The organism is Xanthomonas sacchari (assembly GCF_024266585.1).
In the GTDB taxonomy this organism is placed as follows: domain Bacteria; phylum Pseudomonadota; class Gammaproteobacteria; order Xanthomonadales; family Xanthomonadaceae; genus Xanthomonas_A; species Xanthomonas_A sacchari_C.
Genome location: NZ_CP100647.1, coordinates 607,456 through 630,294, shown reverse-complemented (window position 1 = coordinate 630,294; position 22,839 = coordinate 607,456). Strand labels below are relative to the sequence as shown.

The 22,839-nt window shown below is 68.1% G+C and carries 25 protein-coding genes; 16 read left to right on the top strand and 9 right to left on the bottom strand.

Annotated features, from left to right (window positions below; translation table 11 throughout):
- Window positions 1-117: 117 nt before the first annotated feature.
- From NKJ47_RS02635 to acpA, 13 genes are all read left to right on the top strand, one after another.
- The gene (locus NKJ47_RS02635) at window positions 118-702 is read left to right on the top strand and encodes a DUF7010 family protein (protein ID WP_254460007.1); all 585 of its coding nucleotides are present in this window, start codon (window positions 118-120) and stop codon (window positions 700-702) included.
- An 869-nt stretch (window positions 703-1,571) separates the two neighbouring features.
- The gene (locus NKJ47_RS02630) at window positions 1,572-1,856 is read left to right on the top strand and encodes a hypothetical protein (protein ID WP_254460006.1); all 285 of its coding nucleotides are present in this window, start codon (window positions 1,572-1,574) and stop codon (window positions 1,854-1,856) included.
- 351 nt (window positions 1,857-2,207) lie between these two features.
- Complete coding sequence (locus NKJ47_RS02625; RefSeq protein WP_254461317.1) at window positions 2,208-2,747, top strand: hypothetical protein; 540 nt, start codon at window positions 2,208-2,210, stop codon at window positions 2,745-2,747.
- A 217-nt stretch (window positions 2,748-2,964) separates the two neighbouring features.
- Window positions 2,965-3,201, top strand: coding sequence for a DUF1161 domain-containing protein (locus NKJ47_RS02620; protein ID WP_242159224.1), 237 nt, complete (start codon window positions 2,965-2,967; stop codon window positions 3,199-3,201).
- 82 nt (window positions 3,202-3,283) lie between these two features.
- Complete coding sequence (locus NKJ47_RS02615; RefSeq protein WP_254460005.1) at window positions 3,284-3,586, top strand: hypothetical protein; 303 nt, start codon at window positions 3,284-3,286, stop codon at window positions 3,584-3,586.
- 189 nt (window positions 3,587-3,775) lie between these two features.
- On the top strand, window positions 3,776-4,102 hold the full coding sequence (locus NKJ47_RS02610) for a hypothetical protein (RefSeq protein WP_254460004.1): 327 nt from the start codon (window positions 3,776-3,778) through the stop codon (window positions 4,100-4,102).
- Between the two features lie 285 nt (window positions 4,103-4,387).
- A complete protein-coding gene (locus NKJ47_RS20755; protein ID WP_343237523.1) occupies window positions 4,388-4,750 on the top strand; it encodes a cyclic-phosphate processing receiver domain-containing protein in 363 nt (120 codons plus the stop codon).
- Between the two features lie 91 nt (window positions 4,751-4,841).
- A complete protein-coding gene (locus tag NKJ47_RS02605) occupies window positions 4,842-5,138 on the top strand; it encodes a DUF2695 domain-containing protein (protein WP_254460003.1) in 297 nt (98 codons plus the stop codon).
- Between the two features lie 19 nt (window positions 5,139-5,157).
- Window positions 5,158-5,349, top strand: coding sequence for a hypothetical protein (locus NKJ47_RS02600; protein WP_254460002.1), 192 nt, complete (start codon window positions 5,158-5,160; stop codon window positions 5,347-5,349).
- Between the two features lie 109 nt (window positions 5,350-5,458).
- The gene (locus NKJ47_RS02595) at window positions 5,459-5,797 is read left to right on the top strand and encodes a hypothetical protein (RefSeq protein ID WP_254460001.1); all 339 of its coding nucleotides are present in this window, start codon (window positions 5,459-5,461) and stop codon (window positions 5,795-5,797) included.
- Window positions 5,794-6,183, top strand: a complete 390-nt coding sequence (locus NKJ47_RS02590) for a VOC family protein (RefSeq protein ID WP_254460000.1) — start codon at window positions 5,794-5,796, stop codon at window positions 6,181-6,183. The genes NKJ47_RS02595 and NKJ47_RS02590 overlap by 4 nt, the downstream gene beginning before the upstream one ends.
- Window positions 6,184-6,450: 267 nt before the next feature.
- Window positions 6,451-7,446, top strand: a complete 996-nt coding sequence (locus tag NKJ47_RS02585) for an AI-2E family transporter (protein ID WP_254461316.1) — start codon at window positions 6,451-6,453, stop codon at window positions 7,444-7,446.
- A 495-nt stretch (window positions 7,447-7,941) separates the two neighbouring features.
- On the top strand, window positions 7,942-9,654 hold the full coding sequence (gene acpA / locus NKJ47_RS02580; RefSeq protein ID WP_254459999.1) for an acid phosphatase: 1,713 nt from the start codon (window positions 7,942-7,944) through the stop codon (window positions 9,652-9,654).
- Between the two features lie 117 nt (window positions 9,655-9,771).
- On the opposite strand, the gene NKJ47_RS02575 is transcribed toward acpA, so the two are convergent.
- Window positions 9,772-11,079: an MFS transporter gene (locus tag NKJ47_RS02575; protein WP_254459998.1), complete on the bottom strand. Its 1,308-nt coding sequence runs from the start codon at window positions 11,077-11,079 to the stop codon at window positions 9,772-9,774.
- A gap of 375 nt (window positions 11,080-11,454) precedes the next feature.
- On the opposite strand from NKJ47_RS02575, the gene NKJ47_RS02570 reads away from it, so the two are divergent.
- Both NKJ47_RS02570 and NKJ47_RS02565 read left to right on the top strand, forming a co-directional pair.
- A complete protein-coding gene (locus NKJ47_RS02570) occupies window positions 11,455-11,922 on the top strand; it encodes a metallophosphoesterase family protein (protein WP_254459997.1) in 468 nt (155 codons plus the stop codon).
- Window positions 11,923-12,121: 199 nt separating this feature from the next.
- Complete coding sequence (locus NKJ47_RS02565; protein ID WP_254459996.1) at window positions 12,122-12,589, top strand: hypothetical protein; 468 nt, start codon at window positions 12,122-12,124, stop codon at window positions 12,587-12,589.
- On the opposite strand, the gene NKJ47_RS02560 is transcribed toward NKJ47_RS02565, so the two are convergent.
- The 8 genes from NKJ47_RS02560 to aroE form a co-directional block, all read right to left on the bottom strand.
- A complete protein-coding gene (locus NKJ47_RS02560; protein WP_254459995.1) occupies window positions 12,568-14,139 on the bottom strand; it encodes an SDR family NAD(P)-dependent oxidoreductase in 1,572 nt (523 codons plus the stop codon). The two genes, NKJ47_RS02565 and NKJ47_RS02560, sit on opposite strands and share 22 nt — an antisense overlap.
- A 233-nt stretch (window positions 14,140-14,372) precedes the next feature.
- The gene (locus NKJ47_RS02555) at window positions 14,373-14,930 is read right to left on the bottom strand and encodes an ankyrin repeat domain-containing protein (protein ID WP_254459994.1); all 558 of its coding nucleotides are present in this window, start codon (window positions 14,928-14,930) and stop codon (window positions 14,373-14,375) included.
- A gap of 64 nt (window positions 14,931-14,994) precedes the next feature.
- Window positions 14,995-16,518 carry a catalase KatB gene (gene katB, locus NKJ47_RS02550; protein ID WP_254459993.1) on the bottom strand — a complete coding sequence of 508 codons (1,524 nt, stop codon included), beginning with the start codon at window positions 16,516-16,518 and terminating at the stop codon, window positions 14,995-14,997.
- Window positions 16,519-16,996: 478 nt separating this feature from the next.
- Entirely contained in the window at window positions 16,997-17,494 is a 498-nt protein-coding gene (locus NKJ47_RS02545; protein ID WP_254459992.1) for a hypothetical protein, read from the bottom strand.
- A gap of 145 nt (window positions 17,495-17,639) precedes the next feature.
- Complete coding sequence (gene dinG, locus NKJ47_RS02540; RefSeq protein ID WP_254459991.1) at window positions 17,640-19,769, bottom strand: ATP-dependent DNA helicase DinG; 2,130 nt, start codon at window positions 19,767-19,769, stop codon at window positions 17,640-17,642.
- Window positions 19,770-19,836: 67 nt separating this feature from the next.
- Window positions 19,837-20,202, bottom strand: a complete 366-nt coding sequence (locus NKJ47_RS02535) for a hypothetical protein (RefSeq protein ID WP_254459990.1) — start codon at window positions 20,200-20,202, stop codon at window positions 19,837-19,839.
- Between the two features lie 34 nt (window positions 20,203-20,236).
- Complete coding sequence (locus NKJ47_RS02530; RefSeq protein ID WP_254459989.1) at window positions 20,237-20,581, bottom strand: hypothetical protein; 345 nt, start codon at window positions 20,579-20,581, stop codon at window positions 20,237-20,239.
- 37 nt (window positions 20,582-20,618) lie between these two features.
- A complete protein-coding gene (gene aroE, locus NKJ47_RS02525; protein ID WP_254459988.1) occupies window positions 20,619-21,467 on the bottom strand; it encodes a shikimate dehydrogenase in 849 nt (282 codons plus the stop codon).
- A 52-nt stretch (window positions 21,468-21,519) separates the two neighbouring features.
- Between aroE and NKJ47_RS02520 the strand changes: the two genes are divergently transcribed.
- The gene (locus NKJ47_RS02520) at window positions 21,520-22,410 is read left to right on the top strand and encodes a TolB family protein (protein WP_254459987.1); all 891 of its coding nucleotides are present in this window, start codon (window positions 21,520-21,522) and stop codon (window positions 22,408-22,410) included.
- The last annotated feature ends 429 nt before the right edge of the window (window positions 22,411-22,839 follow it).

Genomic DNA, 22,839 nt, shown 5'->3' with positions numbered 1-22,839 from the left:
CGGGCCATGCTTTACCGCCGCCTGGCACCGCCGTCTAACCATTCGGTCAAGCCGACGCCGCTTCGCGGCGCGGCGTAACTCAGGCGTTAGCATGCACAACAGCGAGCAGGGGTCTCGATGGAAATGACGATGAGGGAAGCGCAGGGGGACATGCGTCGCGGCTACTTGAGCGGCGCTACCGGGATCGTGGCATCGGCGATGGCCTGGGCAATTGCCACTGCTTTTGCGGCGTTCGTCTCACCGGAGCGCGCTATCTGGGCGCTGCTTATTGGCGGCATGTTGATCTATCCGGTCAGCGTGCTGCTGTGCAAGCTTCTTGGAGCCTCTGGCGCACACAGCAAAGGCAATCCGCTCGGTCAACTTGCGGGAGCGAGCACGTTCTGGCTCATCTTCAGCTTGCCGCTCGCGTACGGGCTGGGCCTCCGTCAGCCGGCTTGGTTCTTCTTGGGCATGCTGCTCGTCATCGGGGGCCGCTACCTGGTGTTTGCATCTGTGTATGGCATGCGGCTCTACTGGGCATTGGGTCTGGCGCTCGCTGCGAGCGCAATTGTCTTGGCGTTGTGTCGCGCGCCCGCGGTCTTCGTGGTCGCCGTGGGGGCGGTCATCGAGCTCGCGTTTGGCGCCGCGGCCTTCGTGCAGCATCGAAAGTGGGTGCGCGCCAACAATGCGCTCAACCCGACACCGCTTCGCAGCGCGGCTTGATCTGATGTCAGGCCTCACTGATCCCACCATACGCCCCACTTGACCCAGTCTTCGACATGAGATTTCAACGTCTATTGTTTGTTGTCGTGCTGTACCTGATGGCCGCTTCGACATTCGTTGTGTTTGTCAGCAACGTAGTGCCTTGGTTCCAGTACCGCCTGTCGTCTGCACCCGCCAGGCTGATCCTCTTGCCCCAACCCGTAGGCGACAGCCCGAAAGATGAAATAAGAGCGGCCTCAGATCAGCGAAAGTACGGCCACGCGGTACTCCTGAAACTTGAGTCTGGCGAGACCCTTAGTTCTCACGCGCACCTAAAGTCCGATCAATACAAGCAGGCATCTTCAGATCAAGGGCTTCCGGTTCTGTATCGAAAAAATGGGCCAAACAAAGTTCAGGTTATTGGCAACCTCCAAGAGCTGGAGTCCCCTTGGATATGGCTGGCCCTCTGTATCGCCCTCTCGATTGTTGCACCCTACGCTGTACGACTACGGGCGAAGGAGATGGCTAGCTGAATCCATGGCCGCAGCAAGAAGAGAGCTCTCGACACATGAGTCAGGCAACCTGGAAGTTTCGACTACAATATGAGGACACCCTAGCGATGTTGTCCAAGCGCTTCGCAACTCCGGCGTAGGGGTACTGGAAGCCGAGAGCATCGTCGAAGCTCTCCTCTAGTCGTCGGCCGAGCTCCCCCTCGCCGTCCGGAAGGACTCGCCTAGATCCCACTAAGCTTGTTCAAGAGCTTTCGGCGGCAAATGTCACGGCAGTTTTTGTCAATGAACCAGCCATCTAGCAGTTCGTCCAAGTCGATGTTGCTTCGCGGCGCAGATTAACTCAGGCATTTCCTCCACCCAATGAATGCAGCCGGCGCTTTGAAAGTCGTACTCGTAAGTTCCGTGCCGTATTCGGCGCATCACGAGTCGCTGTTGCTAAGTCTGATCGGCCGAAAGATTAATCTCTTTTGCGCGACAGGGACGGATTGCGAGAACTGGGAGTTTGTTTTTGACTTGCTACTCACTGACCCAGATCGCAATTTTTCCCATGACATCACAACAACCAGTCATCCGAACGAGCCGATAGATGACGTGGTGAATTTTGCGAAGATCTGGCATGTTGAAGGCTCGCAGGCAGTAGAACTCATTGAGGTTTTTTCTTGAGTTCCTCGCAGTGGTTTCTAATAGTTCATCCAAGCCAACGCCGCTTCGCGACACGGCTGAACTCAGTTGGCAGGTCGCTTGGGACACACGGTTGCTCTACATCCTTTTCGCCGAGCGTGTGCGCCCGTCTACGCCGCCGTAGCAGATGTAGTCGCGGCGCTGTTGCTACCAGGCCTGGGGGAGGTGCCGACCATGTTCGTCATTCTGGAATGGCTGCAGCTGCTCTCTTCCACAGGCTGCGGCTTGCTCATTGGCTGGCTGTTTCGGCGCTCTGCCGATCAACGCAGGCTGCAATAGTTGCAGCCATCGCATGCACCCGCCTCCCGCCAGGAACATGATCAGGTGGAAAAGATGATGAAGATATGGATAAAAATCGTCATGGCAGCCTACTCGGTAGGCCTTTTACCTGCAGCAGCGCGAGCATCCGAACCGCTTCCGTCCATCACCCGGGCGACGCTGAAGGACTCAGAGAGCGAATACCAACACAGCCCGCTCTGCGACAAAGTGGAACTCACACTATGGACGTGCCAAACGCGCAAGCGGGTGTTTTCGCTGTGTTCGTCGAAAGTGGTGAACCGGACGAGTGGCTACCTGCAGTACCGGGCATCGGAGGCGGGCAAGCTGGTCCTGCAATATCCGGCGGAGAAGACGCCGCCGGCGGGGCTGTTCACCTACAGCACGTTCCCGAACGGCAATGCCTCGATCGAATTCAGCAATGCCGGCTACCGGTACAGCCTGCTCGACCCGCTCAGGTCGGGCTCGTCGATTCTGGTCTCACCGCCGGGAACCTCGGAAAAGGCCACGGAGATCGCCTGCGGCCCCAACCAGACGTTCCAGCTCAACTACACCATGCGGCTGATGTACGACGCGGGCGTCTGGGTCGACCCCTGATGTGAAGCGTCCAGAACGCGGCGTCGCTTGCACTTTTCTTGCCGGTGTCGGCGGCGTGCGACGGTCGTGGTGCTTGACGCGGTCGGCCACTTGCTACACTCGGCTCGACTGCCGGGTTCCCTCCGGTGGTCGGACCGATCGGCTCCATTCCCAAAGCCCGCCACACCGGTCGCCGTCTTCTCAGAGCCCCGTCCCTCTCCTCGACATTGGTACGACCATGAAACAGGCCATCGTGTTCCTCCTGCTCGCCGTTGTTTCTTCTCCTGTTTTGGCAGCCGGCAGATACTGCGAAGAGTTGAAGGCCGAGCTCACCGCGAAACTCGATGCCCACGGCGTCAAGGACTACACGCTTGAGATCGTCGACAACGCCGACATCAAGGATCGCAAGGTCATCGGCAGTTGTGCGGCGGGAAGCAAGAAGATCGTGTACAGCAAGAACAAGCCGTCAACCTAATGGGCATGCGCGGTCACGTCATGCAAGCAACGTGGTGCGACCCTGCGCAAAGCGTCGTCCTCGCGCATCACAGGAGCGCGCCATGCAGGTAGTGGACCGCGAACCGCACGCTTGGTTCTTGCTGCGCGACGGAGAGACGCTGCTGCTCGACGTCAACTGCAGCCATGGCCCGGTCGGTTATGCGTGGACCATGGCGCTGACTGCCCAGGAAGTAGAGCAATTCCGCGCGCTCGGGCGTGATTTCATCGCGCAGCTCGCCGAGCGCGTGCAGTCGACCGCGCCGGGGGTCTTGGGCAATCGGTCGCCGTATCTGGTTCGCAAGGCGGATGCCGAGACTCGCCAGCGCGTCACCCTGGCTATCAAGGCGTGGAACCAGAGCAACTGACTGCCTTAGGAGTACTACTTGGGAATCACCGCAGCTTTGCTGCTCGTGCCAATCGCATTGCACAAGCCACACCCGGCAATCGGCTGATACGCCCGATCGGCATCGCCCGCGCAAGCCACCCCTTATCGCTTCCGGCCCCGCTCTGGCGTGGTCCACGACGAGCCCGGTACCCGGAAAGAGAAAGCCGCCATGTATGACATGACCTGGAGCGTTTTCGAGAAAAAGGCAGCCAGATTACTGTTCGACACCGCGCTTCAACGCGAGCTCCAAGCCTATCTCCAAGAGTTCAAACGCAGTGCCGCAAGCATCGGCACACCGGACGCCCTATGGTTGCTGGTCGACCAGGCCGTAAAAAAGGAGCGTGAAATCGCTCAGACATACGACTACCGCTATTCTCAACTCATCCTCGTCTTCGCCGGCCTTTTGCGTCGCGGCATCATTCAAGAAGTGGAAGTAGGCGCGCTTGGTGACGAAAAGGCCAGGCATATCATCGCCCTTGCAAGCCTGAAGTTGTGATGTATCCGATCGATAACCGCACTGCCGCCGTCTACGGCACACGATGCGATACGCCGGCGCTAATTCGCGCCGGAAGGCCTTGCGTTCCGGCATAAGCGGCCACGGATGTGCTGAATTCGTGGCGATGGGGCCGGTGCGGCGACGGAACTGCGCAGAACCATCCGTGACAGGCATTGCCGCCCACGCCGCTCGCCGGTCGATGCGGCGCGCCGCTTCGCCCTTGTCTCGCGGCGTGCGAGGTCGCGCCGCTCCTTGGACTGTAGTAGGTTCGTCGCGTACAGGTCGATGGGCAGACCCCCGACCCGAAAGCAGGTACCGATTGCCATGCGTGTATTTCTGGACGACGAGCGAGAGACACCCACGGGATGGACAAGGGCCTATTGGCCGGACGATGTCATCGCACTGCTCCAAACCGGGAAGGTAGAGGAACTCAGCCTGGACCACGATCTAGGCGACGATGCACGCGGAACCGGGTATGACGTAGTGCTCTGGATCGAGGAGGCAGTGGCACTTCGGTCCTTCGTCCCGCCGAGGATGCACGTCCATTCTGCAAACACTTCGGCGGGAGATAAGATGCGTCTTGGGATCGAGGCAATCGAGCGGATGGCGGCGGAGCGTGGGCACGTGGCTCCACCGCGATGCGACTGATATGCGACTGATCGCCTGCGCATTGCGCGGCGCGCTTCGCACTTGCTGATTTTTCACGCCACATCTTCGTTTTCTACCAGCGACAGCAACAATGCCAAAGGATCCGGAAGCCCAACGTCGCAAAGCCATCCGCGAGGCGGCAGTGCACGAGCAGCGTCCACTTGAAGAAGCCGCGTTTCCCCTCCCCAAGGAAACGCTCTGGGCCTTGTTCGATTACTTGAATGACGCGCTCGCCGATGGCTGCGATCATTCATTGCGGCTCACCACGCAGTTTCTGGCGTCCCACGATGTCGCTCCGGAGTCGGTCATCCCCTGGCTTGGTGCGCACGGCGGCTTCTGCGATTGCGAGGTGCTTTTTAATGTCGAGGAGCGTTGGGGTAAGCCGTGACCGGACAGATGCCTGATGCATGACCTGCCGCACCACTTCCTCGCCGATCTGCATCCTGCGCAACTGGGACGTCCGGCAACTGCGCTCGTCTCCGGCCAATGGTGCGCCATTCTCTGCATCGATCAGCAACGTGGTCGGCCCGCCTAAGCTTTACCGGCAGCCCGTCGCCCGGCGATACGTTTCGGGCAGCGGTACAGTTGTTGATGCCTGACGCAGTAGCGAACTTCCCGGCGGGCGCCGATTTCACGCTCTGGGCAGGCGGCAACGAAGGGACAGGCCACGTGGTCTCGATGGCGGCCTGACAACCAAACGCAGCCCACATGCACATCGACATCACCCACCACGTAGACGCCAGCGAGCCCGACGAAGCAGACGGCTACTCCTACGCCTACACCCTCTATCGCTTCAGCGACGGCCGCGATCGGCTGCTGGCGCGCAGCTACAACGACGAGGCGGACCAGGCGCATTTCCTGAGCATCGAGGTAAGCGGACGCGCGCGGACGATGACCGATGCGGACCTGCGGCACCCGCTGCTGCTGGCCGCCGCCGCGTACCTGGGCGAGGCCGGCAAGCGTAGACTGCGCTGGCTGAGCGGCCGCGGCGACGGTTATGAGCCGCTGCCCGGCCAGCCCACCATCGGATCAGCGGAGGCTCCATGAAACGCGTCACCGGGATCGGCGGCATCTTCTTCAAGGCACAGGATCCGGCCGCACTGCAGGCCTGGTATCAGCGGCACCTCGGCATCGACGTGCAGGCCTGGGGCGGCACCGCCTTCGCCTGGAGCGACGCCAGCGGCGCGCCGGTGGCCGGTTCCACCGTGTGGTCGATCGGCGCGGCGGCGCAGGAGCCGCACTTCGCGCCCGGCACCGCCCCCTTCATGATCAATTACCGGGTGCACGATCTGCATGCCCTGGTCGCGGCGCTGCGCGAGGAGGGCTGCCACGTGCTGGACCGCATCGACGAATCCGAGTACGGCGCCTTCGCCTGGGTCATCGACCCGGAAGGCAACAAGGTGGAACTCTGGCAGCCGCCCGTGGGGCAGTAGCGCCAGCGCCGGGCCGGAGCGACCGGACGCCCCGCCAACGACCGCCGAAACCCGCCGCGCCGCCTGGCGCCCGCCGGCATCGCCCATGCGCAGCGACCGGTGGGTGTACGCTGCCGACGGGCGGCGCGCGATCTTCGCTCGCCCTGCACCGCCCTGCCACTACTGTCCGCGCTCATTGTCCTGATCGGAATCCGCCCGCCGATGACTACCTCGCCCCCCGGTTCCCCCTCGCCCCTGCGCGCGTTCACGGCACGGGTCCTGGTCGTGATGGCATTGGGCGCGCTGGCGCTGCTGGCCTGGCAGTTGTCGGAACTGCTGCTGATCGTGTTCGGTGCGGTGGTGGTGGGCGTGCTGCTGCACGGGCTGGCGACGCTGTTGCGCAAGTGGTTGCCGCTGCCGGAGTGGGCGGCGCTGGCGTTGGTGATCCTGCTGCTGGTGCTGGCGCTGTCGGCGATCGTGCTGTTGTTCGGCGCCGAGGTCGCCGCGCAGATCGACACCTTCCGCGCCACCTTGCCGGCGGCCTGGAACAAGTTCCATGCCTGGCTGCAGTCCGGCCCGCTGGGACCGCAGATCGAGCGCATCCCCGACCAGTTGCGCGACGGCGCCTCGACCCTGGCCACGCATGCCGGCGCCATCGTGCTGTCGGCCGGCGGCGGCGTCACCGACGCGGTGCTGATGATGGTCGGCGGCCTGTACCTGGCCGCGCAGCCGAAGCTGTATCGGCACGGCCTGCTGCACCTGCTGCCGCGCGACCGACGCGGCGTGGCCGACGAGGCGCTGACCGCCAGCGGCCAGGCGCTGCGCGCCTGGCTGACCGGGCAGCTGCTGGCGATGGCGGTGATCGGCACCCTGACCGGGATCGGCCTGTGGCTGCTGGGCGTGCCGGTGGCGCTGGGCATCGGCCTGTTGACCGCGCTGCTGGATTTCATCCCCATCGTCGGCCCGATCGTGGCCGCGGTCCCGGCGATCCTGCTGGGCTTCACCGTCAGCCCGCAGGTGGCGCTGGGCGCGCTGCTGCTGTTCGTGGTGCTGCAGCAACTCGAGGGCCACGTGCTGCAGCCGCTGATCCAGGCGCGGGCGGTGGACCTGCCGCCGGCGCTGCTGCTGTTCTCGCTGTTCGGCATCGGCGTGCTGTTCGGGCCGATGGGCGTGGTGCTGGCGGCACCGCTCACCGTGGTGCTCTTCGTGCTGGTCAAGCGCCTGTACGTGCAGCACGCGCTGGGCGATGCCGAGGGCGCCGAAGGGTCCGGAAAGCCGGCGTGACAGGTGGGGCGATCCGCCCCGGTCGGACGCCCCGCTGCCGACCGATCCGCAGGACCCGCAGCGCGACATGGTCGAGACCTTGCACGGTGCCGCCATGTACAGCGACAGGGGCCACGCCTGGCTCGGGCACGATGCCGAGCAGATCGCCGCATGCAGCACCGGTTCTAGACGCAACTGACGGCGCTGGCCGCGCGTCTGGGCGCGGCGTGGCCCGGCGCTGAGCGCCGCCATCGCCATCGCCAGCGGCGGCGGCGCGCGACGATTCGGGCACTCGGGCATCTATGCGGCGCTGTGCGAGCAGGCATTCGGCAGCGTGCGAGCGCCCCGCTGAGGTCGAGCGCGGGGCGCCGCCTGCCGCAGCGTCATCCGCAGTTCCGGAAACGCGGCCTGCGATACGGTCGCTGAACGCGGGTCCCGGAGTGGGACCGACTGGCTTTGACTTGTCATTCACGCGGCCCACACTGGCGGGTGCCTTTCCCTCGCCACCGATGACCCGTGAAGAAGCCGCCCCAGGATCCTGCGTCCACCACGCCCGCCGACACCGACACCACCCCCGAAAACCCGCAACGCCGGCGCCTGCTGGGCGGCCTGGCACTAGCCGGCAGCGCCCTAGCGATCGGCAGCCCCGCCGAGGCGCGTACGCAAGCCTCCAAGCGCGCGGCACCGCGCACGTTGTCGGCGACCGCGCTGGACCGCCAGTTGCGCGAGAAGATCGAACACGTGGTGGTGATCTACGCCGAGAACCGCAGCTTCAACAACCTGTTCCCCGAGTTCCCCGGGCTGCAGCAGCCGCTGTCCAAGGTGACGCCGGCGCAGGCGCGGCAGCTGGACCGCGACGGCAGCGTGCTCGACATCCTCCCGCCGATCTGGGGCGGGCTGGCGCCGGACGAGCAGGTGGTGGCGCACCGCCGCTACAAGATCGGCGAGGACGCGATCGGGCCGCTGCCCAACGCGCCGTTCCCGCTGCGCACGCCCGACGGGCAGCCGCTGCCGCACGGCATCGTGACCCGCGACCTGGTGCATCGCTTCTACGAGAACCAGATGCAGATCAACGGCGGCCGCAACGACGGCTTCGCCGCGTGGAGCGACGCCGGCGGGCTGGTGATGGGCCACTACGGCGATGCGCCGGCCACGCTGCGGCTGTGGAGCCTGGCCCGCGAGTACACGCTCTGCGACAACTTCTTCATGGGCGCGTTCGGCGGCTCGTTCCTCAACCACCAGTACCTGATCGCCGCGCAGGCGCCGTACTACCCCAAGGCCGACAGCAGCCCGGCGCGGACGCAGATCAGCGTGCTGGCCAGCGACCGCCCCGACGAGATCCGGCTGGCGGTGCAGGACGATTCGCCGGGCACCGCGCTTAACGGCCGGCCGCGCTTCGTGCGCAACGGCGCGCTGACCCCGGATTTCTGGGCCATCAACACGCTCAGCCCGCCGTTCCAGCCCAGCACCAGCCAGGACCCCACGCGCCCGGACTACGCCGACCCCAACAGCCCCAACACGCTGCCGCCGCAGACCCACCGCCACATCGGCGACGCGCTCGACGCCAAGGGCGTGGACTGGGCCTGGTACGCCGGCGGCTGGGCGCTGGCGGTGCAGGGCAAGGGCGACACCGGCGACACCAGCGAGTTCCCGACCAGCCCCAACTTCCAGATCCACCACCAGCCGTTCAACTACTTCGCCAACCTCGCCCCGGGCACGCCGGCGCGCGCGCGCCGGCTGCGCGACGGCGGCCTGGGCGACAGCGCCCCCGGCAACCGCTTCCTCGCCGACGTGCAGGCCGGCGCGCTGCCGCCGGTGACGTTCTACAAGCCGCAGGGCAACCTCAACATGCACGCCGGCTATTCCGACGTGGCCGCCGGCGATCGCCACATCGCGATGGTGGTGGACGCGCTGCGCAACAGCCCGCTGTGGGACAAGACCGTCGTGTTCATCACCTTCGACGAGAACGGCGGCTGGTGGGACCACGTGGCCCCGCCCAAGGCCGACCGCTGGGGCCCGGGCTCGCGCATCCCGGCGCTGGTGGTGTCGCCGTACGCCAAGCGCGGCCATGTCGACCACAGCGTCTACGACACCGGCTCGATCCTGCGCTTCATCACCCGCCGCTTCGGCCTGGAGCCGCTGCCGGGGCTGGTCGAGCGCGAGCGGGCGATGCACGCCGCCAGCGGCGTGGTGCCGGGCGACCTGACCGCCGCGCTGGACCTGGGCTGATCCCGGGCCAGCGCGCGGGCACATGCGTCGCCTGCCGCGGCCTGCGGCAGGCGAGCGCCGCTGGCGACGACAAGCAATCCCGACGCCGGCCCGCCCCGCGTCGGCGCAGCGCCGCGATCAGGCGGCACCGAGCGCCTCGCCGCCGCGCTGGCGGCGGAACAGCAGCCAGGTGCAGACCAGGCCGATCAGCGCCGCCAGCGACAGCCACAGCGCCGGCGCGGCGCGGCTGTGGGTGGCGTGGATCAGCCAGGTGGACACCGCCGGGGTGAAGCCGCCCATCGTCGCGGTGGCCAGGCTGTAGGCCAACGAGAAGCCGGTGGTGCGCACCTCCGCCGGCATCACTTCGGTCAGCGCCACCACCATCGCGCCGTTGTAGGCGCCGTAGAGCAGCGACAGCCATTCGCCGACCAGCAGCAACCGCGCGAACGAAGGCGCGTCGACCAGCCATTGCAGCGCCGGCCACACCGTCAGCAGCATCGCCACGCTGGCGAACACCAGCAACGGCTTGCGGCCGATGCGGTCGCTCAGGGCGCCCATCACCGGCAGCCACACGAAATTCGACAGGCCGATGCAACCGGTCACCACCAGGCTGTCCAGCTCGCTCAGATGCAGCTCGGCGCGGCCGTAGGTCGGCATGTAGGCGGTGATCAGGTAGAACGACACGGTGGTCATCATCACCATGCCCACGCCGGCCAGGATCAAGCCGACATTGGCGCGCAGCGAGCGCGCGATGCCTGCCAGGTCCGGCGCGTGGCGCGCGGCGAATTCGGGGGTTTCCTGCAGCGAGCGGCGGATCAGAAAGATCAGCGGCACGATCAGGCTGCCGATGAAGAACGGCACGCGCCACCCCCAGCGGTCCATCACGCTGTCGGGCAGCAGCGCGTGCAGGGCCACGCCGAGCGCGGCGGCGAACACCACCGCCACCTGCTGGCTGGCCGACTGCCAGGCCACGTAGAAGCCGCGCCGGCCCGGCGTGGCGATCTCGGCCAGGTACACCGACACGCCGCCCAGTTCGGCGCCGGCGGAGAAGCCCTGCAGCAGGCGGCCGAGCAGCACGAGCAGCGGGGCCAGCACGCCGATGGTGGCGTAGCCGGGGACGAAGGCGATCAGCAGCACGCCCGCCGACATCAGCCCCAGGGTCAGGATCAGGCCCTTGCGGCGCCCGTGCCGGTCGATGTAACCGCCGAGCACCAGCGCGCCGATCGGCCGCATCAGGAAGCCGGCGCCGAACGTGGCCAGCGACAGCATCAGCGAGGCGAACGCGTTGTGCGAAGGGAAGAACGCATGGCCGATGGCGGTGGCATAGAAGCCATAGACCATGAAGTCGTACATCTCGAGGAAGTTGCCGGTGACCACGCGGAACACGGCGGCGGCGCCGTGCGGGGCGGCATCGGCGGGGGCGGGGGGCGTAGGGGAAGAGGCCATCGGTCCAAGTCTGCTGGAAAAGAAAAGGCGCCGCCTTGCGATGGTGTGCGACATCGGAAGCGGCGCGCGCAACGGTACAACACGTCGCGTGCGTACGCTGCCACGGCGGTGCGCACCGCTACGTGCGGGTTAATGCGCGGCCGTGCGATGGCGCGGCGCGCGCACGCGCGCTGGCGCAAGGCCGCGCTGCACCGCGACGCGCGTCGGCGGTGCGCCCACATGCCGATACCAGCGTTGATCCACCCCGCGCGAATGCGCACGGTGCGTGGGCGCATTCGCCTCCAGCGCACCCGACACGCACGCGCAGGTCGCCACGGCAGCACCCCATCCGAACGGGTACGCTGAGCGCTGCTCACGCGCCAGGAAGCCCCACCGATGCGTCCCGTTCGACCGCTGCATCTCGGCGTGATCGCCGATACCCATGGCCTGCTGCGCCCCGAGGCGCTGGCGGCCTTGCGCGGTTGTGCCGCCATCGTGCATGCCGGCGACATCGGCAAACCGGACGTGCTGGATGCACTGCGGGAACTGGCGCCGCTGCATGCGATCCGCGGCAACATCGACACCGCGCCGTGGGCGCAGGTGCTGCCCGAAACCCTGGACCTGGACATCGACGGCGTGCGCCTGCACGTGCGCCACGACCTGAAGACGCTGGCGCGCGTCGCCGACGGCGTGGACGTGGTGATCAGCGGCCACTCGCACATGCCGTCGCTGCAGCATCGCGACGGCGTGCTCTACCTCAATCCCGGCAGCGCCGGACCGCGCCGCTTCCGCCTGCCGATCAGCCTCGGCCACCTGTATCTGACGCCGACCGGCCCGCGCGGCGAATTGCAGACCCTGGGCTAGCGCAGGACGCGTCGCGCGCGACCGGCGTACGGACGCATCGCTTGCGGCGGGCGGGCGACGAACGCGCGCGCTTCGCGACAGTCGACGCGGGGAGGCATGTGGCCAGTGAATGAGCAGGGCAAGGCCAGGATGCGGCAACGCGAAAGGAGCGCGCCTGCGCGAGGGAGGGAGCGTTTTCGGCAAGATCGGCCTCGGCCGCATGACCAAAGACGAATACCAGGCCCACCGCAATGGCCCGAACATGTTCTTCGGCGCCGTCCTGGGCCTGGTGCTCACCGGCACCGAAGGCCTCAACGCCTGGCAGTTCGGCGGGGCGCTGACCCTGCTTGCCAGCGTGGTCACCTCGACCCTGTTCGTTTCCAGCAGCCGGCACCGGGTGGCCTGCGCGGTCTACACCCTGCTGATGGCTTTGGCGCTGCCGAGGGCGATCGACACGATGCGCCAGGGCCACGCCCCACTGCCGGACACGTGCAACCGACGCCGATCGTGTGGATCACGATGGCCATCCTGGTGGAGTTCTGGGGCCGCGACAAAGACCCCGCCGCCACGACGGCAACTGCCAGTGAGCGCGGCTAGCACGCGAACGCACGCGGAGCGGGCGCTGTCTGTGCGACCACACGCCCCCGGTTCCGGCCAGGCGCCGCCTCACCAATCGGTCGGCGCGTAGTCCTTGAGGAACTGCCCCCACACGTGTTCGCCGGTGTTGAAGCCGTGGATGATCGGATCGACGATGCGCGCGGCGCCGTCGACGATGTCCAGCGGCGGGTGGAAGCGCTCTTCCTGCACCTTGCGCGCGGCGATCTCGGCCGGATCCTCGTCGGTGACCCAGCCGGTGTCCACGCTGTTCATGTGGATGCCGTCGTTCTGGTAATCCGCCGCCGAGGTGCGGGTCATCATGTTCAACGCGGCCTTGGCCATGTTGGTGTGCGGATGCCGGGTGGTCTTGAAGTTGCGGTAGAACTGCCCTTCCATCGCCGACACATTGACGATGTGCTTGTCGCGCTCGGGCGTGCGCAGCATCAGCGGCTTGAGCCGCGCGTTGAGGACGAACGGCGCGATCGCGTTGACCAGCTGCGTCTCCAGCAGTTCCACCGAGGACACTTCGTCCAGCAGCAGGCGCCAGGAGTTGCGCCCGCGCAGGTCCACCTGCTGCAGGTCCTGGTCCAGCCGTCCTTCCGGGAACAGGTGCTGCTGGGCGAGCAGGTCGTCGGCCAGCAGCGGCACCTGCGACAGCTCCGCGGCGCGCAGCAGGCCATCGGCGCCGGCACGCGCAGGGCCCGCGCCGGCCGGCAACGTGGTGCCCGCCGCCGGCAGCAGGTCGGGACCGCGCAGCCCTTCGTACTGGCCCACCAGCCGGCGCACGTGCTCGGGCAGGTCGTGCAGCGCGGCGGTCTCGCCGGCCAGCATGTGCGCGTAGAACTGCGGCGGCCGGCGCACGGTCTGGCAGGCGTTGTTGACGATGAAGTCCAGGCGCGTGCGGGTTGCCAGCAGTTCGCTGCAGAACGCCTCGACGCTGGGCGTGTGGCGCAGGTCCAGCCCGTACACCTGCAGGCGATGACCCCACTCGGCGAAATCCGGCTCCTGCGCGTAGCGCGCCGCCGAGTCGCGCGGGAAGCGCGTGGTCACGATCAGCTCGGCGCCGGCGCGCAGCAACTTGAGTCCGGCCTGGTAGCCGATCTTGACCCGGCCGCCGGTGAGCAGCGCCACGCGCCCGCGCAGGTCCGCGCTCTCGGTGCGCTTGAGGTAGTTCAACTCGGCGCAGGGCGGGCACAGCTGGTCGTAGAAGTGGTGCAGCTCGGTGTACTTCTGCTTGCACACGTAGCAGTGGCGCAGCTCGGGCGAATGCGCCGCCGGCGCCTCGGCCGCGGCCTGCGCGTGGGTCAGCGCTTCCGGCGCATGCGGCGGAAAATAGTTCGGCGTACTGAACACCGGCTTGCGGCGCAGCGCGCGGATGCCGGTCTGCGCCAGCAACTCCTCGGCCTTGCGCACCTTCTCCTGGTGGCGCTCGCGCGCCTGCTCCTTGAGCAGCTTGCGCCGCGCCTTGGGCTCAGGGTTGAAGACCTGGGCGACCACCTGCAGCAGGCGCACCCGCTCGGCCTCCGGCAGGGTATCGAGCACGCGCCGGTCGGCGGCGATGGTCTCGAGCAGGTCCAGGGCGATGCGCAGGCGCTCGGCCAGGGGCAGGTCGTCGGGAGAGACAGGGGCAGTGGCGTTCAAGACAGATCCGGGTAGGCGACGGCGAGCCGCGGCAGGGCGCCGGCACGATGCCGACAGGGCAGCACGCGGCCCTGCGGCGTCGCCGTCCGCCAAGGCGGGGACGGCGGCGGCACGGACCGCGGCGGGCCGGAGGGACCGGCCACCCGGGCATTTTCGCCGATCCGGGGCCTGCGATGCCACGCGCGGCGCGATGGCCGTGCCGCGTACCCGCCGCGGAGGCCGGCCGGGACCGCTCAGCGCGCCGGTGCGGTCGCGAACTCGCCGCGCTGCAGCCGGGCCACGTCGTTGCCCTGCGCATCCTTGGCCTGCAGGTCGGCGCCCTTGGCGGCGAGTTCCTTCAGCACCTCGGTGCGCTGGAACAGCGCCGCGTACATCGCCGCGGTCTGCCCGGCGTTATTGCGCTGGTCCGGCGCGCAATCGGCCTGCATCAGCCGCTTGGCGATGCTCAACTCGCCCTTGAAGATCGCGCCCATCAGCGCGGTGTTGCCGCGCTTGTCCTGCGCGCAGGGGTCGGCACCGGCGCGCAGCAACTGCTCCACCGCCGCCTGCTGGCCGTGGTAGGCGGCCAGGATCAGCGCGGTGTAGCCCTTGTCGTCGCGGGTATCGAGGTCGTAATGGGCCCGGATGAACTCGGCCAGCATGTCCTGGCGGCCCTGCCGCGCGGCATCGAAGAAGTAGCTGCGCAACTGCGCCTGCACCGCGGACGGATCCGGCGCCGCAGACGCGGCCGGTGCGGCGGCGGCCGTGGCACTCACGGCCAGGCCGAGCAGAAAGAGAACAACACGACGCATAGGTGGTCTCCGCAAGAAGATGCACGGCGCGGCGATACCGCCGCCACGCCGCGCGTGGGACGGATCAATCCTGCAGCTGCGCGGCCAGTTGCTTGACCCGCGCCAGGTCGCCCTTGGCCACCCGCGCCACGCCGCTGCCATAGGCCGGGTCGGCCTTGTACAGGAACGAGAGCATGATGTGCTTGCTCGTATCGTCGGTGCCGGCCAGCGATTCGCCGAAGCTCTGGATCAGGTCCTGCTGCTCCTTCTTGCTGTAGCTGCGGAACAGCTCGCCGGCCTGCTTGAAGTTCTGCTCGCGGGCGATCTTGGCCTGCTGGGTGGTGCCGGACAGCGGCAGCTGGCTGTAGCGCGCGTTCGGATCCTGCGGCCGCGGGCTGAGCCGGCTCGGCTCGTAGTTCACGCCGCTGCTGGTGCTGCCGGCGTTCATCGCGCCGTCCTGGTTGCCGTTGTTGACCGCCACCCGCGGCCGGTTCACCGGCAGGCTCAGGCCATTGGTGCCGACGCGGTACAGCTGGGTATCGGCGTAGGAGAAGATGCGCCCCTGCAGCAGCCGGTCTTCGGACGGCTCGATGCCCGGCACCAGGTTGGCCGGCGCCATCGCCACCTGCTCGGTCTCCTGGAAGAAGTTGTCGACATTCTTGTTCAACACCATCTGCCCGATCTTGCGCTCGGGCACGCCCGGCCAGATCTTGGTGGCATCCAGCGGATCGAAGTCGAACTTGGCCAGGTCCTCGGGCGCGAGCACCTGGATGTACAGATCCCACTTCGGATAGTCGCCGCGCTTGATCGCGCCGACCAGGTCGTTGGTCAGGTGGCTGTAGTCCTTGCCCTGCACCGCCACCACCTGCTGCGGATCCAGGTTCTTCAGGCCCTGCAGGCTCTTCCAGTGGAACTTCACGTAGTGCACCTGGCCCTGTGCGTTGACCAGCTTGTAGGCGTGTACGCCGTTGCCGTCCATGAAGCGGTAGCCGGCCGGCGTGCCTTCGTTGGAGTACAGCAGGGTCAGCGTGCGGGTGGCCTCGGGCACGTGCGAGAAGAAATCGAAGCGGCGCGCATCGTCGTCGAGATTGGTGCGCGGGTCCGGCTTGAACGCATGCACCATGTCCGGGAACTTGATCGCGTCGCGGATGAAGAAGGTCGGGAAGTTGTTGCCGACCAGGTCCCAGTTGCCTTCGCTGGTGTAGAACTTGGTGGCGAAGCCGTGCGGGTCGCGCAGCGTCTCCGGCGAATGGTTGCCGTGCACCACCGAGGAGAAGCGCACGAACACCGGCGTGGTCGTGCCCGGCGCGAACACCTTGGCCTTGCTCAAGTCGGAGATGTCGGCAGTCGCGGTGAACTCGCCGTGCACGCCGGTGCCGCGCGCGTGCACCACGCGCTCGGGTATGCGCTCGCGGTCGAAGCGCTGCAGCTTCTGGATCAGTTGCACGTCCTGCAGCAGCGTCGGGCCGTTGGGCCCGGCGGTCTGCGAGTTCTGGTTGTCGCCCACCGGCGCGCCGTTGTCGCGGGTGAGCGTGGACTGCGCGGCGCTGGCCGACAGGATCAGGGAAGGCGACAACAGGACTAGCAACAAGACAGATCCAGGGCGCATGGCGTCGGCTCGCGTGAAGGGAGCTGCAGCATGGCGGCAGCGCGTCGCGCTGAACATTCGTTCCTTACGATCGCCGCCATCGATGCAGCCAATCGCGCGTGCGCACTGTGACCGCGAGCGCTGGAAGAGCGCGCAATGCGTAGCAGCCGCACTGCAGACGCAGCATCCCGCGACGGCGACGCGGATGCAGATCGACCGCAAAATGTAGACGCATGCGAAGGCGATGGTGGCCACAGCGCGTGGTGCAATGCGCCTACAGCGATACAGGCGCGCGATGCGCGCCAGAAGGGCACTTCGGGAAGTTTGCTGCGGGAGGCGGCTCCCGTCCCCTTTGCGGGATCAGCCGCGGCGGGCTTTGCCGGGAACGCGTCGTCGCGGCTGAAGCCGCTGCGACAGCGCGCGTGCATCCGGCTTGCGGCAACGGCGCCAGCGCAGCGCCACTGTCCTGCCTGGCGCCGCCATGATGGCGGGGCGGCGGCTAGCGCTTCGCGCTCAGCGCGCGGCTGCGATTGGCGAACAGGGTCTGGTCGGCACGACTGTAGGCCTGCCGCTGCACGGCCGCATCGATGCCGCGCTGGAAGTCGGCGCGGAACCCCGGCTCGGTGATGCGCTGGGCGATCAGGAACGCCGCGTGCGCCACATCGGCCCCCACGGCGTGCGCATCGGGAAACCCCTCGCGCTGGATCAGCTCGGTCAGACGCTCCTGGCTTTCCCTGTGCGCCGTCCGCACCTCGTGCGCGAACGCGCGCAGCGAGACGGTGTCGTGCTGCAGCCGCTGCGGCGTGTAGTCCCGCTTGAGGTCGGCGCGGGCCTGCGCGTCGTCGCTGATCAACTGCAACAACTGCGCGCGATAGGCCGGGTTGGCCGGCGCCGGCGCCATCGTGTTTTCTGTCGGTGCCGGTGCCGGTTGCGCCGCGATGCTGCCCGCCAGCACGCACAACGCCGCTCCGAACGCCCACTGTCTGGCGATTCGCATGGTGATACTCCCCCTGTGGCCCGCGATACTAGACCAGCGCGCGCGGCCTGTCCGCGCGGCGGCGGCCAACGCACGGAATTGCCGTCAGGGCGACGCCAGCCTGGCGAACGGCGTCACATCGCCAGGCCAACGAACGTCACATTCGCTAGCCGATCACCCGCTTGAACGGCGGCAGCGCGTCGATGATGCGCTTGCCGTAGCGCTTGGTCAGCAGCCGCGAATCGAGAATGATCACCCGGCCGTGGTCGTCGGCGGTGCGGATCAGGCGGCCGGCGAACTGGGTCAGGGTGCGCAGCGCGTGCGGCACCGCGATCAGGTTGAAGGCGTTGAGGCCGCGGCTTTCGAACCATTCGCCGAGCGTGGCGGTCTGCGGGTCGGTCGGCACCGCGAACGGCACCTGGGTGATGACCACCGTGGTGCAGGCCTCGCCGGGCAGGTCCAGGCCTTCGCCGAAGGAATTGAGGCCGAACAGCACCGAGCCTTCGCCGGCGGCGATGCGGCGCATGTGCTCGCCGATCATCTGCGACTTGGAGCCATCGCCCTGCACCAGCACGCGGTTGCGCTGCGCGATCGGCAGCAGGTCGGCCACCTTGAGCATCTTCCAGCGCGAGGTGAACAGCACGATCGAGCCCTTGCCCCAGTCCAGCTCGCGCACCAGGTAGCGCGCCACTTCGCGCGGGTGGCCCTCGCGGTCGTCCGGCGCCACCGGGAACGCCGGCACGATCAGTTCGGCCTGGTTCGGCAGGTCGAACGGCGAGGACAGCGACACCATCTCGGCATGCGCGGGCAGGCCGTTGTCGATCGCCAGCGCCTGGAAATCGCCGCCGCCGGTCAGCGTGGCCGAGGTCAGCACCGCCGCGTCCACTTCGCTCCACAGCAGCGAGCGCAGCACCTGCGCGGCCGATACCGGCGAGCAGTGGCAGACCAGGTCGGCATCGCGCGAGGCGGTGATCCAGCGCGCCATCGGCGGCTGCCCGTCCTGGTCCTCGCGGCGCCAGCCCAGCCACAGCGCGTACTGCTGCTCGACCATCTCCAGGGCCATGCCCAGGTTGCGCTGCAGGCGTTCCTTGGCCGCATCGTCCTGCTTGGACTTGGCCGCCATCTGGTGCGCGGCCTGCACCCAGTTCAGCAGCGCCCCGGTGTCCTGCGCCTGCGCGTCGATCAGCGGCTTCCATTCCTCGGGCAGGCGGCCGTTGGGCGCGCGCCACATCGGTTCGTCCTGGCCCGGCTCCGGCACCCATACCCGTTCGATCTCGGCGCGGAACGCCTTCAGGCCCTTGGCCACCTGCGCGGCCAGTTCGATCGCCTCGTTGGGCAACTGGTTGCCGATGCGGTCCTTGTCGGCGAGCCGGTAGGCGGCACCGACCAGCGCCTGCAGGCGGCCGGTGCGCCGCGCCATCTCGTCCAGCGGCAGGTTGGCCGCGCCCTGGTCGATGGCGACGCCGGCGATATGGTGGCCCTCGTCGAGCACCAGCAGCATGTCCGACGGCGGCGCGATCAGCGGCTGGCCGTTGTCGCTGTCGCCCAGCGACAGCGCCGACAACAGCAGGGCGTGGTTGGTGACCACGATCTGCGCATCGCGCACCTCGCTGCGCGCCTTCAGCACCGGGCACTGCACGGCGAAGGAGCAGCGGCGGCCGGCGCAGCCGGCGGCGTTGGTGGTGATGCGCGCGCGCAACGACGGCGGCACCGGCTCCGGCGCGGCGTCCAGGTCGCCGTTCCAGGTCCGGTCGGCATAGGCCTTGGCCAGCGCGCGCGCCTGTTCGGCCTCGGCCGGGCTCAGCGGGCGGTCGTACAGCGGCGCCTCGTCCTCGAACATGCTGTCCTGCGCGGCTTCGCCGTGCAGTTCGGCGACGTTGCGCGTGCACAGGTAGCGGGTGCGGCCCTTGGCCAACGCCACCGTGGCCTCCAGCCCGGTGGCCTTGAGGAAGGCCGGGATGTCGCGCTCGACCAGCTGCGACTGCAGCGCCACCGTGCCGGTGCTGATCACCAGCTTCTTCTTGCTGGCCAGCGCGATCGGCACGCCGGCGGTCAGATAGCCCAGGCTCTTGCCGACGCCGGTGGGCGCTTCGGCCACGCCCACCCCGCCGGAGGTGCCCAGCGCACGCGAAACCAAGCCGATCATCTGGCTCTGCGCGCGGCGCACGCGAAAGCCCGGCGTGTTGGCCTGCAGCTTGGCGTAGGCATCACGGATCGCCAGCTTGACCGGTTCGGTGAGCTGACGCGGGGACGGGCCGGACGCGGGCGGCGTCGACGGCGAAGGGGACTCGGTCATCCCGGCATTTTCTCACGTCCCGTCGCAGGGACTGAAACGCGGGAACTGAACGGCGCTACGCGCCGCGTTACGGCGCCGGCGGCGCGGCCTTGCGCGGCAGCGCCAGCCACAGCGCACGCAGCAGCAGCCCCAGGCCGACCACGTACAGCGCATCGTCCAGCAGATGCACCAGCGCATAGACGCCCGGATGCCTGGCGCGGAACTGGCCGTCGATCAGGTCCGCCCAACTCAGCACCGCGCCCAACAGCCGCGGCAGGAGCGCGTCCACCAGCAACACCGTCAGCCCGAGCCGCGCCCGGGTGCGCGCGCGGCCCGGCGCCAGCCGTGGGAGCAGCAGCAGGGCGATCAGCGGCAGCAGCAGGCGCGCCAGCAGGCCGAGCGCGCCGGTCAGTGCGCTCACGTCCAGCACCGGGTACAGCCCCATCGCCAGCATGGCGCCCTCCATGGGCCAGGCCCGTCGGCGTCGGTCAGTGCGGCGCCGCCACGCGCGGCGGCAGGGCGAAGCGCAGCGCCAGCACCACCAGCAGCATGCCCACCGCGAGTATCAGCGCGGCGACGAAGCTGACGATGCCGAGCATGCTCGAGATCGACGAGTAGCTATGGCCTTGGGAAATCAGCCACATCGGCACGAACGACATCGCCGTCCCCAGGCCCAAGGCCAGCAGCAGGATCGCCAGCCCGCAGATGCCCAAGGTGCGCGCACGGCCAGGACGGCGCGTGAACAGCAGCGCCAGACCGACCACATAGACCAGCAAGAGCGGCAACTGCGTCAGCAGTCGCGTCAGCACTTGCAGCATCAACGATTCGTCCATGCGTTTACTCCCGGATAGATGGCGGAGGCGACGTCTTTCAGTCGGCGCTGACCAGCACTGCGTCGCGCTCGCGCAGCGCGGCATACACCGGATCGGTGTCCGGACGCACGCCATGCCAGGCCTCGAAGCTCTCGGCGGCCTGTTCGACCAGCATGCCCAGGCCATCCACGGTGTCGCGGCAGTGCGCCGCGCGCGCCCAGGCCAGGAACGCGATCGCGACCTCGCCGTAGTTGAGGTCCACCGCCAGGGTCATGCTGTTGATCAGCGACAGCGGCAGGGTGAAGCTGGCGGCCGGGTCGCGGCCGATGGTGGTGGCATTGACGATCAGTTCGAAATCGCCCAGCTCGCGCAGGTCTTCCCAGTAGCGCGAGATCGCGCGCGCCGGCTCGCCCAGCGCATCGACCAGCGCGTCGGCGCGTTCCGGCGCCCGGTTGACCACCACCAGTTGCTGCACGCCGGCCTCCAGCAGCGCCGGCGCCACGCCGCGCGCGGCGCCGCCGGCGCCCAGCAGCAGCGCGCGGCGGCCGCGCAGGTCCAGGCCGTTGCGGCCGGTCAGGTCGCGCACCAGGCCGGCCCCGTCGGTGTTGTCGCCGTGCCACTGGCCATCGCGGTAGCTGAGCGTATTGACCGCACCGGCCGACTGCGCGCGCGCGCTGTGCACCAGGCTGAGCGCGTAGGCGGCTTCCTTCAGCGGCAGGGTCACGTTGGCGCCGACGCCACCGGCAGCGGCAAAGGCGGCCAGCGCCGCGGCGAACCCGTCGGCCTGGACATCGATCGCCTCGTACTGCAGGGCGATGCCGGTCTGCTTGGCGAAGGCGGCGTGGATGCGCGGCGACAGCGAATGGGCGACGGGATGGCCGAACACGGCAAAACGGGAGTTGGGCATGGAGCGCTCGTTGGTTGTTTTAGACTGGCGGCGACATTCCATGGAATCCCTCATGCGGACCCCTGCCCTGCCGCTCGCGCTGGCCGCGAGTTTACTCTGCGCGCCGTGTGCGTTCGCGCTTTCCGAATTCGGCATCGAGGGCATGGGCGTGGTGTCGACCACCGCCGACGAGACCCGCGCCAGCGTGTCGGCCGACGGCCAGCGCATCGTCTGGGCCAGTCCCGACCGCGCCGGCGGGCCCGGCGGCGGCGACCTGTGGCAGGCGCAGCTGCGCGACGGGCGCTGGCGCGACCCGCAACCGCTGCCGGCGCCAGTGAACTCGCCGAACCAGGATAGCGACCCGTTCTTCAGCGCCGATGGACGCTGGCTGTACTTCGCCTCCGATCGCCCCGGCGGCCATGGCGGCAGCGACCTGTACCGCGCGCCGGTGCTGGCCGACGGCCGCTACGGCGCGCCGCAGAACCTGGGCGCAGCGGTGAATTCGCCGGGCAACGAGCGCGCGCCGACCCTGTCGCTGGAAGGCACGCGGCTGCTGTTCGCCAGCGACGGCCACGGCGGCGCCGGCGGCCTGGACCTGTTCGTGGCACGCCTGGACGGCCAGGCGTTCGCCGCACCGCAGGCACTGGCCGGGGTCGACAGCGCCGACGACGAGACCGATGCCGCCTGGCTCGGCGACGGCCATGCGCTGCTGTTCGCCCGCGCCCATGGCAACACGAGCAGCCAGGTGCTGCTGGCGCAATGCGCCGGTGGCCGCTATGCGGACCCGCAGCCGCTGGCGCTGTCGTTCAACGGCAGCGACGGCCACACCGCCGGCGTCGTGCTGGACGCGTCCAAGCCCAGCGAACTGCTGCTGTCGGGAAGCGCGCGCGCACCGAAGGCCGGCAAGCGCGACCTGTACCGGATCAAGGCGCCGGCGGCCATCGGCAGCGGCGATTGCATGTAGGTTCGACGAGCGGCGAAGCGAGGCACGCGAGCCCTGGAGCGCCGTCGCGCCGGGTTGTCGAAGGGAATGCGGCTGCGTGTACAGGCACGCCGCTCTGCAACCGCGACCGGGCATCTTCGGGACGCCGGTCTGCTGCCATGCCGACACACGCGGCAAGGGCGTACCCAAAGGCCGTTGTGGGAGGGACTTCAGTCCCGACGCATGGCACCTGGACGCAGCGCCTGTCCGCTTGTCGCGACCGAACAGCGCCTCCAACACCTCCCTTACCGTAGCGCAACGGGGCGCGTCGTCGCCCCGCCGTAGCGGCTCCTGTTCCCTTTTGGCGGGATCTGCCGCGATACATTCCCTGTAATGCCTCATCGCGGCTGAAGCCGCTCCTACGCGCGTGCATTGCGGCCGGATCAGTGGCTCCCTGAAATGGCTTCCACC